The sequence below is a fragment of the Streptomyces spororaveus genome, assembly GCF_016755875.1.
GTDB lineage: Bacteria > Actinomycetota > Actinomycetes > Streptomycetales > Streptomycetaceae > Streptomyces > Streptomyces spororaveus.
In genome coordinates this window covers 4,044,066-4,058,783 of record NZ_BNED01000005.1, presented here as the reverse complement: position 1 = coordinate 4,058,783, position 14,718 = coordinate 4,044,066, and the positions used below count along the sequence as shown (strand labels likewise).

At 70.3% G+C, this 14,718-nt stretch carries 11 protein-coding genes and 1 tRNA gene; 9 read left to right on the top strand and 3 right to left on the bottom strand.

The window, feature by feature from the left end; translation table 11 throughout:
* Positions 1 to 66 precede the first annotated feature (66 nt).
* The 4 genes from Sspor_RS20555 (at position 67) to Sspor_RS20540 (ending at position 5,138) form a co-directional block, all read left to right on the top strand.
* Positions 67 to 1,278 carry a DNA polymerase III subunit delta' gene (locus Sspor_RS20555; RefSeq protein WP_202200439.1) on the top strand — a complete coding sequence of 404 codons (1,212 nt, stop codon included), beginning with the start codon at positions 67 to 69 and terminating at the stop codon, positions 1,276 to 1,278.
* 184 nt (positions 1,279 to 1,462) lie between these two features.
* Positions 1,463 to 3,031 carry an alpha/beta hydrolase gene (locus Sspor_RS20550; protein ID WP_202200438.1) on the top strand — a complete coding sequence of 523 codons (1,569 nt, stop codon included), beginning with the start codon at positions 1,463 to 1,465 and terminating at the stop codon, positions 3,029 to 3,031.
* A gap of 145 nt (positions 3,032 to 3,176) precedes the next feature.
* Positions 3,177 to 3,250, top strand: a tRNA-Thr gene (locus tag Sspor_RS20545).
* A gap of 214 nt (positions 3,251 to 3,464) precedes the next feature.
* A complete protein-coding gene (locus Sspor_RS20540) occupies positions 3,465 to 5,138 on the top strand; it encodes an Eco57I restriction-modification methylase domain-containing protein (RefSeq protein ID WP_202200437.1) in 1,674 nt (557 codons plus the stop codon).
* Between the two features lie 21 nt (positions 5,139 to 5,159).
* On the opposite strand, the gene Sspor_RS20535 is transcribed toward Sspor_RS20540, so the two are convergent.
* Together Sspor_RS20535 and Sspor_RS20530 are read right to left on the bottom strand one after the other, a co-directional pair.
* Positions 5,160 to 5,867 carry a PaeR7I family type II restriction endonuclease gene (locus Sspor_RS20535; protein ID WP_202200436.1) on the bottom strand — a complete coding sequence of 236 codons (708 nt, stop codon included), beginning with the start codon at positions 5,865 to 5,867 and terminating at the stop codon, positions 5,160 to 5,162.
* An 89-nt stretch (positions 5,868 to 5,956) separates the two neighbouring features.
* Positions 5,957 to 6,925 carry a LuxR C-terminal-related transcriptional regulator gene (locus Sspor_RS20530; RefSeq protein ID WP_308445575.1) on the bottom strand — a complete coding sequence of 323 codons (969 nt, stop codon included), beginning with the start codon at positions 6,923 to 6,925 and terminating at the stop codon, positions 5,957 to 5,959.
* A 410-nt stretch (positions 6,926 to 7,335) separates the two neighbouring features.
* On the opposite strand from Sspor_RS20530, the gene Sspor_RS20525 reads away from it, so the two are divergent.
* The 4 genes from Sspor_RS20525 (at position 7,336) to Sspor_RS20510 (ending at position 9,525) form a co-directional block, all read left to right on the top strand.
* Positions 7,336 to 7,533, top strand: coding sequence for a hypothetical protein (locus Sspor_RS20525; RefSeq protein ID WP_202200434.1), 198 nt, complete (start codon positions 7,336 to 7,338; stop codon positions 7,531 to 7,533).
* Positions 7,534 to 7,543: 10 nt separating this feature from the next.
* Positions 7,544 to 7,819, top strand: coding sequence for a hypothetical protein (locus Sspor_RS20520; RefSeq protein ID WP_202200433.1), 276 nt, complete (start codon positions 7,544 to 7,546; stop codon positions 7,817 to 7,819).
* A gap of 84 nt (positions 7,820 to 7,903) precedes the next feature.
* Positions 7,904 to 8,806 (top strand): hypothetical protein, encoded by a 903-nt coding sequence (locus Sspor_RS20515; RefSeq protein WP_202200432.1) that lies wholly within the window; start codon positions 7,904 to 7,906, stop codon positions 8,804 to 8,806.
* Positions 8,740 to 9,525: a VOC family protein gene (locus Sspor_RS20510; RefSeq protein WP_202200431.1), complete on the top strand. Its 786-nt coding sequence runs from the start codon at positions 8,740 to 8,742 to the stop codon at positions 9,523 to 9,525. Before Sspor_RS20515 ends, Sspor_RS20510 begins: the two co-directional genes overlap by 67 nt.
* A 91-nt stretch (positions 9,526 to 9,616) precedes the next feature.
* Here Sspor_RS20510 and Sspor_RS20505 read toward each other — a convergent pair whose 3' ends face one another.
* Positions 9,617 to 12,160, bottom strand: a complete 2,544-nt coding sequence (locus Sspor_RS20505) for an AAA family ATPase (protein WP_272934840.1) — start codon at positions 12,158 to 12,160, stop codon at positions 9,617 to 9,619.
* A gap of 254 nt (positions 12,161 to 12,414) precedes the next feature.
* Here Sspor_RS20505 and Sspor_RS20500 point away from each other — a divergent pair, with 254 nt between their 5' ends.
* Complete coding sequence (locus Sspor_RS20500) at positions 12,415 to 14,700, top strand: TOMM precursor leader peptide-binding protein (RefSeq protein WP_323187537.1); 2,286 nt, start codon at positions 12,415 to 12,417, stop codon at positions 14,698 to 14,700.
* Positions 14,701 to 14,718: the final 18 nt, after the last annotated feature.

Here is a 14,718-nt window from a genome sequence, read left to right as displayed (position 1 = left end):
CGCGGACGGGATTGTCGGTGGCGCCCGCCACAATGGGTGCACGGAGAGTGAAAGGTGGTGGGCGGGATGCCCGTATGGGACGACCTGGTGGGACAGGAGCGGGTCCAGACGCAGCTGGCCGCCGCCGCCCGCGACGCCGACGCACTGGTCACGGCCGCCGTGGAGGGGACCGAGCCGCCCGCGGCGTCCAAGATGACCCACGCCTGGCTGTTCACCGGTCCGCCCGGATCCGGGCGGACCACCGCCGCCCGGGCCTTCGCGGCCGCTCTGCAGTGCACCAGCCCGGACCGTGCCCTCGGCGGTGAGCCCGGCTGCGGGTTCTGCGACGGCTGCCACACCACGATGGTCGGCACGCACGCGGACGTCTCCACCGTCGTCGCCGTCGGCAACCAGATCCTCGTCGCCGACATGCGGGACACCGTCCGCAAGTCCTACACGTCCCCGGCCACGGGCCGCTGGCAGATCATCCTGGTCGAGGACGCCGAGCGGCTGAACGAGAAGTCGGCCAACGCGGTCCTCAAGGCCGTGGAGGAGCCGGCACCCCGCACGGTCTGGCTGCTGTGCTCGCCCTCCGTGGAGGACGTGCTGCCCACCATCCGCTCCCGCTGCCGCCACCTCAACCTCAGCACCCCCTCGGTCGCGGCCGTCGCCGACATGCTGGTGCGGCGCGACGGCATCGAGCCGCCGACGGCCCTGGCCGCCGCCAGGGCGACCCAGGGGCACGTGGACCGCGCCCGCCGACTGGCCACCGACCCGGGAGCCCGGGAGCGCAGGTCGTCGGTCCTGAAGCTGCCGCTCCGGGTGGACGACGTCGGTGCCTGCCTCAAGGCCGCCCAGGAGCTGGTCGACGCCGCAGCTGAGGACGCCAAGCTGGTCGCGGACGAGGTCGACACGAAGGAGACCGAGGAGCTGAGGGCAGCGCTCGGCGCCGGAGCGGGCGCCGGCAGCCGGATGCCGCGCGGCACGGCGGGCGTCATGAAGGAGCTGGAGGACCGGCAGAAGCGCCGCCGTACCCGCACGCAGCGCGACACCCTCGAACTGGCGCTGACCGACCTCACCGGTTTCTACCGGGACGTGCTGGCCCTGCAGCTCGGCTCGTCCGTGGAGATCGCCAATGAGGAGATACGGCCCGACCTGGACCGGATCGCCCGCGCCTCGGGCCCCGAGCGGACCCTGCGCCGGATCGAGGCGATCATCGCCTGCCGGGACTCCCTCGACCGCAACGTCGCCCCGCTGCTCGCGGTAGAGGCGATGACGCTGGCCCTGCGCGCGGGCTGACCGAGCCCGGGCCGCCGGGCGGCGGTCCACACCCGGTTGACCGGCTCACCCCTACGGGCGAACCGGTCGCCCGGGCCGGGCAGCGCCCGGTCCCGGCCACGCCCGGCGCGGGCCACGGAAGGCGTGCGGCCGTCCGGACCCGGCTCGCCTCCTCGTGTCCTCCGGCAGGACGTACGCTCCTGGGATGGACACCAGTCGCCTGCTGCGTACCACCGGAACCGTGATCGCAGCCACCGGGCTGCTGCTGTCCGGGTGCACCTCGGGCGGGCCGGGGGAACCCCGGGCCGCCGCGTCCTCCCCGACGGAGTCCGCCACGCACTCGGCGCCGCCGTCCCCCGACGCGGCCGCGATGCGCCCGTACTACGAGCAGAAGCTGACCTGGCGCGACTGCGGTGTCCCCGGATTCCAGTGCTCCACGATGAAGGCCCCGCTGGACTACGCGAACCCCGGCTCCGGCCAGGACGTCGACATCGCGGTGTCGCGCCGTACGGCCACCGGCCCCGGCAAGCGCCTCGGCTCGCTCGTGGTCAACCCGGGCGGCCCGGGCGGATCCGGCATCGGCTACCTCCAGGCGTACGCGGGCATCGGCTACCCCGCGGCCGTCCGGGCCCGGTACGACATGGTGTCCTTCGACCCACGCGGCGTGGAGCGCAGCAGCCCCGTCGAGTGCCTGGACGGCCCGGCCATGGACAAGTACACGCAGGTGGACCAGACACCGGACGACCCGGCCGAGCGGGCCGAGCTGGTGACGGCCTTCAAGGAGTTCGCGGCGGCCTGCCAGACGAAATCGGGGCGGGTCCTGCCGCACGTCTCCACCGTCGACGCCGCCCGGGACATGGACCTGCTGCGCGCGGTGCTCGGCGACGACAAGCTCCACTACGTCGGGGCCTCGTACGGGACCCTCCTGGGCGCCACGTACGCGGACCTCTTCCCGGACCGGGTCGGCCGGCTGGTCCTGGACGGGGCGATGGACCCCAAGCGGCCCGCGCTCGAACTGAACCGGGACCAGACGGAGGGCTTCGAGACGGCCTTCACCTCCTTCGCCAAGGACTGCGCGGAGCAGCCCGACTGCCCGCTCGGCAAGGGCGGCCCGGATGCGGTGGCGGCGCGCCTGAAGGAGTTCTTCCGCAAGGTCGACGCCCAGCCCGTGGCGACCGGCGACCCGACCCGCCCGCTGGGCGAGGCCCTGGCGACGACCGGGGTGATCGCGGCGCTGTACGACGAGAGCGCCTGGCCACAACTGCGCGAGGCGCTCAGCTCGGCGATGAACGGCGACGGATCGGGCCTGCTGAGCCTCGCCGACAGCTACTACGAGCGCGAGGCGGACGGCAAGTACGCCAACCTGATGTCCGCGAACGCCGCCGTCAACTGCCTCGACCAGCCCGCGGCCTTCAGCGGCCCGGAGGCCGTCGACAAGGCCCTGCCCTCCTTCGAGAAGGCCTCCCCGGTCTTCGGCGCGGGCCTGGCCTGGGCCGCGATGAACTGCACGTACTGGCCCGTGAAGGCGACCGGCGAGGCGAGGGAGCTGACCGCGAAGGGCGCCGCGCCGATCGTGGTGGTGGGCACCACCCGCGACCCGGCGACCCCGTACAAGTGGGCGAAGGCGCTGGCGGGCCAGCTCGACTCGGGCACGCTCCTCACCTACGACGGCGACGGCCACACGGCGTACGGGCGCGGCAGCGACTGCATCGACACCGCGATCAACCGCTACCTCCTGGAGGGCAAGGCCCCGCAGGACGGCAAGAAGTGCTGAGGCCGCCGGCCCCGGTGAACGGCCTTCGTCGGCGGCCGGCACGTCGAGTCGCAACCCGGTTCGGGGCACCCCTCCAGACCCTGTAGACTTGGCGCCGCTGCTGATGAGCGCCCCTCTTCGAGGGAATACTTGTCTGACCAGCGGTGCCGCCTTAGCTCAGTTGGCCAGAGCAACGCACTCGTAATGCGTAGGTCTCGGGTTCGAATCCCGAAGGCGGCTCTGTAGAAGCCCCAGGACTCACTCGCCGTGACCTGGGGCTTTTGCTATGCCCGGAATCGGGCGGGCGAGTGCGGCCTGAGGGGGTTTCATCCCGTCCGGAGCGGCTGGCCCCGCTCGTCCGCCGGGGACCGCACTCCCGCGATGATGTGATCGACTGACTACGCTCTGTGGATGAACGTCGGGCTTCGGGGAGGTTCGGCGGTACTGTCCTTGCGTGGCAACCATCGCGCTCTTCACCGACGACCTCACACTCCCCGAGTCTCTTCAGGAGGCCGTGGAGCACGGCGAGGTGTTCACGCGCGTCTGGGTTGTCGAGCTCATCCTGGACCTTCTCGGCTACACCGCAGACAAGGACCTCTGCGACCTGAGGCTCGTTGAGCCGGCCTGCGGCGGCGGCGCGTTCCTGAGCGTGATCGCGTCCCGGATCAGTGCGTCGTGCCGGGCGCACCAACGCCCCCTCACGGATGCGGTCGACGCGGTCCGCGCCTTCGACCTGCTGGGCCGGAACGTGGAGCAGAGCCGGGCCGTGGTGTCGGAAAGGCTGCAGGACGAGGGCTGGGAGCCGCAGGACACGGCGAGGGTCGCCGCAGAGTGGGTGCAGCAAGGCGACTACCTGCTGACGTCGGACGCCGATCATCGCGCCGACTACGTCGTCGGCAACCCTCCGTACATCAGGCTCGAAGACGTTCCCGGCGACCGCATGGCCGCCTACCGCCGGGCCCGCCCCACGATGGGCGGCCGGGCCGACATCTACGTCGGCTTCTACGAGGCGGCCCTGCGGAGCCTCAACCGAGGCGGCCAACTGGGCTTCATCTGTGCCGACCGCTGGATGCGGAACCAGTACGGGCGGCGGCTGAGACAGCTGGTGACCCAGCACTTCAGCATGGATCTCGCCCTCGTGATGCACGATGTCGACGCCTTCGAGGATCAGGTTTCGGCCTATCCCGCGATCACCCTCATCTCGAACAGGCCCCAGGGCGCAGCGGTCGCCGCGGACACCAGCCGGTCCTTCGGGGCGGAAGAGGCACGGGACTTCGCCGACTGGTACCTGGCGGGCGAGTCTCCCACGGTCACCACGGACTCCCACCAAGCCGCTCGCATGCCGCACTGGTTCCCGGAGGAGGATTCGTGGCCGGCCGCCTCGCCGGCCAGGCTCGCGGTCCTCGAGGATCTCACCGAGCGCTTCCGGCTGCTGGAGGACACCCGGACGGGAACCAAGGTCGGTATCGGCATCGCCACCGGAGCCGACAAGGTCTTCCTCACGAAGGACGCGGACCTGGTCGAAGAGGACCGGTTGCTGCCCATGGCCATGGTCCGCGACACCACCAGCGGCACTCTCGACTGGAACGGCACGCGCCTGGTCAACCCCTGGACAGCCGGCGGCGATCTGGTCGACCTGACCCTGTACCCGCGTCTCGCCGCCTACTTCGAGAAGCACAGCGCCGCCCTGCGGAAGCGCTACGTCGCCGTCAAGCAGCCCGATCGCTGGTACAAGACCATCGACAAGGTCGATCACCGCCTGACGCGCCGGGAGAAGCTCCTGTTCCCGGACATGAAGCTGCGGATCCATCCGGTCCTCGACGAGGGCGGCCTGTACCCGCACCACAACCTGTACTTCATCGTCTCGGACGTCTGGGACATGCGCGTACTCGGTGGCCTGCTGCTGTCCAAGGTCGCGGAGGCTTTCGTGGAGGCGTACGCGGTCAAGATGCGTGGGGGAACCCTCCGCTTCCAGGCCCAGTACCTGCGCAAGATCCGTGTGCCTGATCCGGCGCAGATCAGCGAGAGCGATCGGGCAGCCCTGGCCGATGCCTTCGACAGGCGGGACGCGGAGGCCGCCACGATCGCCGCCCTGCGTGTCTACGGCCTCGCCGAACTGCCGGCCTAGGAACGGGCGGATCGTGGCCGCCTACTCCTTCAGCATCGCCTTCACCACCTTGACGCGTCCCTCGATCGCTGCGCGAAGGACGTCCGACGTCGCGGTCGCCAGGGGTTCCAGGTAGCTGATGTCACCATCGACGCGCTTCGCGGTGATGTACCAGCCGGCGTCGTAGACGCGTTCCTTGATGAACCGCCGGATCATCTCCTGGTACCGCTGGTTGTACGACAGGCCCTGGAAGGCGGGATCGGTCGGGAACAGGGCCCGCGTCGTCCTCCCCTCCTTCTCCGTCTCGGGAGTCTCCTCCAGGATGAACACGTAACCCAGCCACGGAGGTACCTGCCCGAACGGGCTCTCCTCGTTCTTCCGCTGTACGGCCTCGATGTCGGTGGCGCTGCCCAGCGCCTCCTCGAAGCGGTTGTTGAAGTTCTTCCCGACGCTGCCGACCTGCGACTTGAACTCGAAAGCGGCGACCAGCACGCCCTTGTACTCCACGACGAGGTCCCACTGCTTGCGGACGCGGTAGTAGCCGGGCAGGTAGGGCTGGCCGGTCCTGACGCAGTCCTCGGGGATCCCGCAGTCGATGAAGATGCCCTTCACCAGGGCTTCGAGGGCCTTCATGTGCCCGTTCCCCCGGGCGGCTCCGCCCGACCTTCCGCCGTCTTCCAGGTCGCCCTCCTGCTTGTCCCGCCGGCGCCAGAAGTCCTCGACCGCGTACTGGATGTCCTCGGTGGCCACGCTGCGTCTCCCCGTCCTCGGCAGTGGGCAGGGGTAACTCCCGCCCAGGACAGTCTGCGTGACGGGTCTGACAATCCGTCCGGGGTGGGTCAGAGCCAGCCGCGTTCGGCCGAGCGGAGGCCGGCGGCGAAGCGGCTGCGGGCGTCGAGCCGCTCCATCAGGTCGGCCATCATGCGGCGGACCGTGCGCAGGGAGAGCCCGAGCTTCACGCTGGCGGCGGCGTCGGTGAGTCCCTCGGCCAGGAGCCGCAGCAGTTCCTGCTCCTGCCGGCTCAGACCCTGCTCGTCGCGTTCGGGGCTGGCTCCCAGCGGGGCGGCACCGGCCCACACCTGTTCGAAGAGCGCGACCAGCCCGGCGACGGCGCCGATTCCGCTGAGCTGGACCGCACCCTTGCGGGAGTTTCCGGGGTCCACCGGGACCAGGGCCACGCGGCGGTCGATCAGCAGCATCCGCAGCGGCAGCGCCGGGACGGTCCGTACCTGACCGCCGGACTCGGTCAGCCACCGTGCGTACTCCGCCGTCACGGAGTCGTTGCGCACGCTGTCGAGATAGACGGTCCGCATCATGACGCCGCGTGACATGACGTCGTGGTCAAGCGGTTTGCTGGCTTCCAGGCTCAACGCGGACTGTGCGCCACCGGGGTTGAAGGTCAGGCATTCCGAAGTGGCCTCGCGGGCCAGGTCCTTGATGCGTTCCTGAACGGCCTCGACGCCGAGGAGGTGCTCGGCGTGCTGCTGGCGGCCGGCGTACAGGTCGGCGTACTCGTCGAGGACGCAGGTGATGGCGGCCTGACATCGCTCGAACTCCTCCTGCTGCCGCTGCAGTTCGAAGCGCTGCCGCTGGAGGAGTGTCTGCAGGCCGACCTTCGGGTCCAGGGGCACCATCTCGCCGGGGACGGTCGAGTGGGTCAAGAGCTTCAGTTCGGCCAGGTGGTCGAGCGCCTTCCGCAACTCGGCTTCCGGCAGGCCCACTTGCTCCGCGAGCTCGGCTACGCCCCAGCGGTGATTGGTCAGCATGAGGCGGTAAATCGCCTCCGTACGCATGTCAAGCCCCAACACCTCGAGCATGGCTCGCCCTACCTCCCCCTTGCATTGGCCTGAAGTCACCGCTCGCGACATCATTCCGACCCTTCGCAATGGACCAACCATGATCAAGTAAACCGTAGGCCAAGAAGTTGTGCTTTTACGGGCAAAGAAAGTACGCAATCGTGATAATAGCTAGCAAAACGGACAAGATAATCAGAGAGTCGTAGGGGACTTGAATATCCCGCTGATTCAAAGTTCAAGGATTTTGATTTGGCACTGAGGTGCCACCCGGCTTTTGCTGCCAGGCTTACCCCCTTCCCGTCGCAAAGCAACTCACGCAGACTTGTGATCATCGGGGCAATGTCCGCCGACCACGCGGACCACAGGCCCGGATTCCCGCGCCTGGCGTGCTGACACTTCGCTACAACCAACGGGGTACCACCATGTCTTCTTCCATTTCCTTTTGGCGTGCCGCGGCAGCGTGCCTTTGTCTCGCCGCCGGCGTCACCGCCGCTTCTTCTCCGGCCGCCACCGCATCTGCGGTGACCTCGGGAGAAACGGCAGTGGCGGCGCACGTCCACCCTTCGAATCTCAACTGGGATTTCGCCCCGGCCTACACCGCGAACCTCAACTGGGACTGAGGCCGCCGGCGTGCAGATGACCGAAGTGACCATGGTCGCCGTCGACGGGGATGCCCGGCTCGAACTCGACCCGGAACTGCTCACGGCCTGGCTCACGGGGACCTCAGCTCCTGCCGACCGTCCCGAGCACATCACCGTCCGGAGCACCCCCGGCCGCGTTGAGCTGGTGTTTTTCCACGCGATGGAAAGTCCGTGCGCCGCCTCGTCGGCCGCTGCGGAGATCTGCCGACGGGCGATGGAGGCCGCTCGGCAGCTGGGCGGCTGGGGATTGGCGCCGGAGCTGTGAGACCGCCGTGTGTCTTCGCCGTGGTGGCGGTCACCATGACCGCCACCGTTCGCCGCTGAACCGGAAGGGACCGTCAACGCCGACATGGTTTCCCTCTGTCTTGAGTTCTTCGGTGCCGAGATTTCCGTCTCCACCACCACCGACGCGGTATCCGATCTGGAATTTCTCTTCGGGCCGCACGTCGTGCCCGACTCGCGATCCGCAGACCGGCTCCAGGTCGAGTTCGGGTATCCGCACCCAGGCCATTCCCTGCCGGGCGACGCCTGGGCGGAACTGGTGGTGCGGCGCAACGACGGACCTCCCCTGCTGCGCCGGGCATTCCGTGGCTGGAGCAATGTTCCGCCTCCCGTGCCGCCATTCTCCGTACTCCGCGAACGGTTTTCTTTGGTCCAGGCAGTAGTACTGGCCAAAGGGGCGACGACCATCGCATTGATCGGCAGTCCGCACTCCGACCGGGAGGGCGTCGCCCTGGCGCTGGCTCAGCGCTCGTGGCGGATCGTTTCCGGCCAACTGCTCATCACCGACCGAGCCGGTGGAAACGTCATGCCGTACCACGTTCCGCTGGAATTCCGCGGCGCCACGGCCGCCGGCGTACGGGCTGCGGGGCTCGCTCCGGGCAGCTGGACCTCGCGTACCTCACCCGTCACGGGTGACGTCCTGATGGTGCGCCCGGAGGCCCTCGGCGACATCGTGCCCATCCAGGCGAGGCTCGGGCCGCCGGAGCTCTTCCGGCTGTGCCGGAGCGGCAACGAGGGGGCCCGGCTGGAGCCGTGGGACTTTCCCACGCAGACCTGGCCGCCCGAGGCCGCTCAGGAGTTGGCGGACGTCCCTTCGTTCCGCTTGGAGCTTCCCGAGTCCGGCGGCGCCGAGGAGGCCGCCGGACTCATCGATCACCGAATGACCTCGGAAAGGCGAGAGCTGTGCCCAGACGTACCAGTTATCAGCCGGGCGTCCCCTGCTGGGTCGACTGCATCACTCCTGATCTGACGGGCGCCCAGCGCTTCTACGGCGCTCTCTTCGGCTGGGAGTTCGCCGACGAAGGCGGAAGCTACCGGCTGGCCAGCCTGGACGGGGAGCTGATCGGCGGCCTGGGGACGGCGCCCCCCGGCCGCTGGTCCGGAGCCGCCTGGAACGTCTATCTGGCCACCAAGGACGCCGACCGGACCCGGGCCGACGTCGAGGACCGGGGCGGGACCGTCGTGATGGGGCCCGTTCCGGCGGGCGAGGACGGCCGGTTGTTCCTGGCCGTCGACCCGCAGGGAGCGCCGGTCGGCTTCTGGGAGGGCCACCATGCCCAGGGCGTCGTCCTCGCCGACGAGGCCGGGGCCGTGTGCGGCCACGATCTCGTGGTGCCCCGCGCCGATGCCGCCGAGCGCTTCTACGGTGGCCTGTTCGGATTCAGTACCGGCGGACACCAGGCGGACGGGGCCGACGGCGAGGAGGGCGAGGAGGGCGAGGACGGCGAGGACGGCGAGCACCGGCTCACCCTCGACCTGGACGGCACCGCCTGGGCCAGGCTCGTCGAAGACCCTGCGGCGCAACCGGGTTGGGTCCCCTACATCGGCGTGCACGACCTCGCCGCGGCGGAGGCCGACGCGCTCGCCGCGGGTGCGCGGCTGCTGGGGCGGCCGACGCGGAGCCGGACGGTGCTGCGCGACCCCTGGGGGGCCGTCTTCGGTATGACCAGGCCCTCCGTACCGGTCTGACACCGCGCGGGCACCGGACCTGACCCGGAAAGCGGCGTGTGCACAGCTTCTCGGCTGTGCACACGCCGCTTTGCCGTAGGTCCGGGAGCGCTCAACCGCGCGGCGAGAGCCCCTCGACGGCGGCGGCCAGCTCGGGGCGGCCGACGATCCCGAGCTTGCGATAGATGCGGCCCAGGTGGGTGTCGACCGTGCGCTTGCTGAGGCACAGCCGCTCGGCCACTTCGAGGTTGCTCAGGTTCATCAGGACGAGGTCGGTCACCCGGCGCTCGGCGGGGCTCAGCCGGACGGCCGCGGCTTCCGGCGACGCGCTCCCGGACGGTGTCCTCTCCGGCGCCACCGCACCGGTCCTCTGGCGCGCCGTGGTGCCGACGGAGTCCGCGACGATGGTCCGCGCGGCGGCGTACTCGCCCAGGCTCTGGTACGAGCCGGCGGCATGGGCCCGCCAGGGAATGCAGGCCTGGTTGGCGATGCCCCGGCCGGCGAGCTGGTGCCCGCACTCCAGGAACAGCCGCAGCGACTCCTGGTGGTTGCCGCGGGCGGCCGCGACGACGCCCTGTCCTTCCAGGATCACGCCCCGGATCAGCGGATGGACGTCACTCGGGACGTCGATGCCCACCAGCAACCCCGCCGCCTCCGGCACCTGACCGAGCCGCACCAGGGCGCGCGCCGCGCAGGCGGCGGCCGCACCGCGCAGACCGACGGCGTTGACGGCCCGGGCGAGCCGAAGGGCCTCACGGGCGTCGCGAAGACTCTCGTCCCACTGTTCCCGGCGGTACGTCACCTCGCTGTGCACCAGCAGCGCCAGGGCCAGTTCGGCGGGGCGCCGGAGCCGTCGTGCGGACCGGACGGCCCAGGCGCTCCACTGCTCCGCCTCGGCCGGACGGCCTGTCCAGGCGAAGGCCAGTACCGCGCCCAGCACCCCGGCGTCCGCACCGGCCGGGGACGCGGCCTCGGTGCAACGCGCCGCCAGCCGCGCGGCGCGCAGGGGCGAGCGGCCTCCGGCGGCGGTCATCGCCGCCAGGGCTCCGAGGAAGCTCCGGCTCGCCGGGACGTTCTCACCGGTGCGCAGTTCCCGTACGGCTCGTTTCATGCCGACGCGGTGACCGGCCAGCAGTGCCTGGGAACCGAGTTGCAGCAGCTGTTCGCGTGGCGCGTCCTCGACGGTGCTCAACGCGGCCGCGGTATCGGCGAAGAGCCGGGCCGTGGCCGTGGAGGTGACGGTGAGGGCGGGGTGGGCCAGGGGCAGCAGGTCCCGGGCGCGGTCGGCCGGGTCGGAGGCGCCAGCGGCCGTCGCGGCGTAGCGCACGCACGACTCGAGGTCCCGGTGCAGCTCGACGGCGCCCAGCCGGACCGTGGTCTCCCGCAGCGCCGTGGGGTCGTCTGACTCCGCGAGGGACCGGCGGAGGTAGCGCGCGGCGATGTCCCACGACCCGGCCGCGGCGGCCTCGTCGGCGGCCGACCGCAGGATCGGCAGCGCCCAGGCGCGGTTGGCGGTGCTCAGGGACATCAGGTGCTCGGCGGTCTGCGTGGCCGGGGCGCCGAGCCGGGCGAGCAGGGCGGCGGCACGTTCGTGCAGGTCCAGGCGGCGGCCGGCGTCGATGCGGGACAGGATGGCGGTACGGACCAACTCGTGCCGGAAGTGTTCCGGCGGCCCGGGGTTGAGCAGGCCGGTGCGGCACAGCGCCGCTCGGGCCTGCGCGGCCTGGAAGTCGCCCTGGCCGGCCAGGATGGCCGCGGTCGTCAGATCCGCCCCGGGACCGAGGATCGCGAGACCGTTGAGCAGTTCCACGGCGGCCGGCCGGCACTGGTCGAGCCACGTCAACGTGGTGTCGGAGAGCGTCTGGGCGCCGATCCGCAGCACGTCGTCCAGGTTCGGAGACCCGGGGGAGACCGGCGCGGCGATCAGCCGCTTCGTCAGCTCCCGCAACACCAGGGGGTTGCCCTGGGAGAGGGTGTGGCAGGCGGCGGCGAGCTCGGCGTCGAGCGGGGCGCCGAAAGCGGCGGCCATCAGTTCCGCGCTGCAGGTGTCGCACAGCGGCCCCGGCCGGACCACCCGGGTGTACGGCAGGGCACCCAGTTCGGCGGGCAGGCTCTCGTGAACGTCGGCGGTCTCCGAGGAAACCGTGGCCAGCAATGCGACCGGGAGGCCTTCGAGGCGGCGGGCGATGTACGAGCACCACTGCAGCGAGGCTTCGTCCGCGAAATCGAGGTCGTCGATGGCTATGACCACCGGCCGGGCCGTCGCCATGGAGCGGGTGGCCTGGAACAGATTCTGCAGAAGATGATGTGCGGCGGCGCCGTTTGCGGGAACAGTTTCCTGATCCAGGCTGTTCGGCAAATTCACGGAGAGGGGTTCCGGAGCCGCCTCCGGACTCCCGGAAGCCGATATGAACGGGTCGAACAGCTGGCGGACGACTCCGTAGGGATATTCCTGCTCGTTCTCATGACATCGGGCCCGCAGGACGATGCTCTGCTGGGGCAGCCCCGCGAGGGCCGCGCGGAGCAGCTCGGACTTGCCGATGCCCCTGGGCCCCTGGATCAGCGCGAGCGCCGGTCGGCCCTGAGCCGCCTCCCCGAGTACTTCCCCCAGTGCGGCCAACTCGCGTTCCCGATGCAGCAACTGCCCCGTCGGCACCGTAAATCATCCCCCGTCAGCGGCAGACAACCGCAGCCATGATCATCGCATCCGCGACCACTGTAGTCCAGAACAGGCAGGACCTTTCGGAAAGATACGTATGCCTTACGTATCGCGGCCCGAGATTACGCATCGGTGCGCAGATGCTTAAGCGGCGCATTGCACCGCGCTTTTCAGCATGTACATCGGTTTCAGCCACATGATTGGATGGCGAGCGAAATACGGGACACAGGCAATAAACAGGGGGAAGCCAGATGGAGCGTCCGCGACTCAAGGCCCATTTCATAAGTGAAGTGGTTGACGGTTCGAAGGTCTTCCTGCTCGCCGAGGGAAAGGACTTCCTCGTCCAGGGAGCCGCGGCGGCCGCGGTGCTTCCGCACCTCGACGGCCGCAAGACCGTCGCCGAGATCGTCGTGGCGCTCAGCGGACAGCTGGCGATCACCGAGACCCTGACCGCACTGCGCCGGTACGAGGCGGCCGGCCATCTGGCCGAGGGCCGGCCCGAGATGTCGGACGAGGCACTGGCCTTTTGGGACGCCCAGGGTGTCGACCCCCACCAGGTGGTCGCCGCCACCGCGGCCACCGAGCTGACCCTTGTCGCCGGACCCGGCCTGGACCACCGACCGGTGCTCGGCGCGCTGGAGTCCAACGGCCTCCGGGTGCGTGTGGTCGGCTTCGACGAGGCGATCGGCTCGGCGGACGCCGGGGACGGCCTGACGGTCGTCCTGGTCGACGACTACCTCGACCCGGAACTGGACCGCCTGAACACCGCCTACCTGGCCGCCGGCCGCTCCTGGCTGCCGGCCAAGCCCGCCGGTGTCGTGCCGTGGGTCGGTCCCTTCCTGCGTCCCGGCGAGACCGGCTGCTGGACCTGCCTGGCCCAGCGGCTCGGTGGCAACCGCCAGGTCGAGCGCTACCTTTCCGGCAAGCGCGGCGACCACACCCCCCGCCACCCCTCGCACGCGGCACTTCCCGCGAGCTCGACGCTGATCGCGGGCCTGCTCGCCGTCGAGGCCGCCCGGATCGTCGTCACCGGCACGTCCGAGTCCCTGACCGGCGTGATGCGCACCATGGACCTGATCACTCTGGAGAGCGCCGAGCACACCCTCGTACGGCAGCCGCAGTGCGCCTCCTGCGGTGACCCGACGCTGGTCTCCGAGCGCAGCCCCAAGGTCTCCCTCACCGCCAGCCCCGCCCGGCACACCACGGACGGCGGCTACCGGATCCAGCCGCCGCAGCTGACGTACGACCGGCTGAAGCGGCACATCAGCCCCTACCTCGGCGCGATCACCAAGCTCGGCGCCCACGAGGAGACCGGCAACGGCGTCACCTACAGCTTCACCGCGGGCCACAACTTCGCGATGGTCAACGACAACATGGACCTGTTGCGCCGCAACATGCGCGGTCAGAGCGGCGGCAAGGGCCGCTCGGAGATCCAGGCCAAGGTCAGCGCGATGTGCGAGGCCATCGAGCGCTATTCGGCGGTGTGGCGGGGCGGCGAGCCGGTCACCCGGGCCGCGTACGACGACCTCGACCCGGACGTCGCCGTGCACATGGACGAACTGCTGGGCTTCTCCGAGGCGCAGGTCGCCGGCCGCGAGCGGTGGAACGCCGACCCCACCCACCGGCTCCACCTGGTTCCGGACCCCTTCCGCACCGATCTGCCGATCGACTGGTCCACCGGCTGGTCCCTGACCCGCGAGACCGAGCGGATGATTCCGTCCGGCTACGCCTGGTACGGCCACCCGGATCTCTCCGAGCACTTCTACTGCGTGGGCGACTCCAACGGCGGCGCCAGCGGCAACACCCTGGAAGAGGCCATCCTCCAGGGCTTCTGCGAGGTCGTGGAACGCGACTCGGTGGCGCTGTGGTGGTACAACCGCCTGCGCGTCCCGGCGTTCGACCTGGACTCGCTGGAAGACCCGTACGTGGACACCATGCGCGCGTTCTACGCGAGCATGGACCGCGACGTGTGGGTCCTGGACATCACCTCCGACCTGGGCATCCCCACCTTCGCCGCGGTCTCCGGGCGCCGCCACGACGTCGAGGACGTGATGGTCGGCTTCGGTTCGCACCCGGACGCGCGGATCGCCGCCATCCGCGCCCTCACCGAGGTCAACCAGTTCCTGCCGTACGTGGACCGGCGCGACGCCGACGGCAACACCGTCTACCGGTCGGACGATCCGGAGACCCTCGCGTGGTGCAAGAAGGTCAAGCTGGCGGACGAGCCCTGGCTGACCCCCGACCCGGACCAGAAGCCCACCACGGTGGGTGACTTCGCCCCGCTGGCGGGCCACGACCTCGCCGACCACATCAAGGACTGCGTGTCCCGGGCCGAGGCCGCCGGCATCGAGGTCATCGTGCTGGACCAGACGCGCCCCGATCTCGACCTGTGCGTGGTCAAGGTCATCGCCCCCGGCATGCGGCACTTCTGGCGGCGCCTGGGCCCGGGCCGGCTCTACGAGGTCCCGACCCGCACCGGGCGGCTGGAACAGCCGCGTACCGAGGACGAGATGAACCCCTGGAATGTCTTCTTCTAGACCCGGCCGAACGGACAT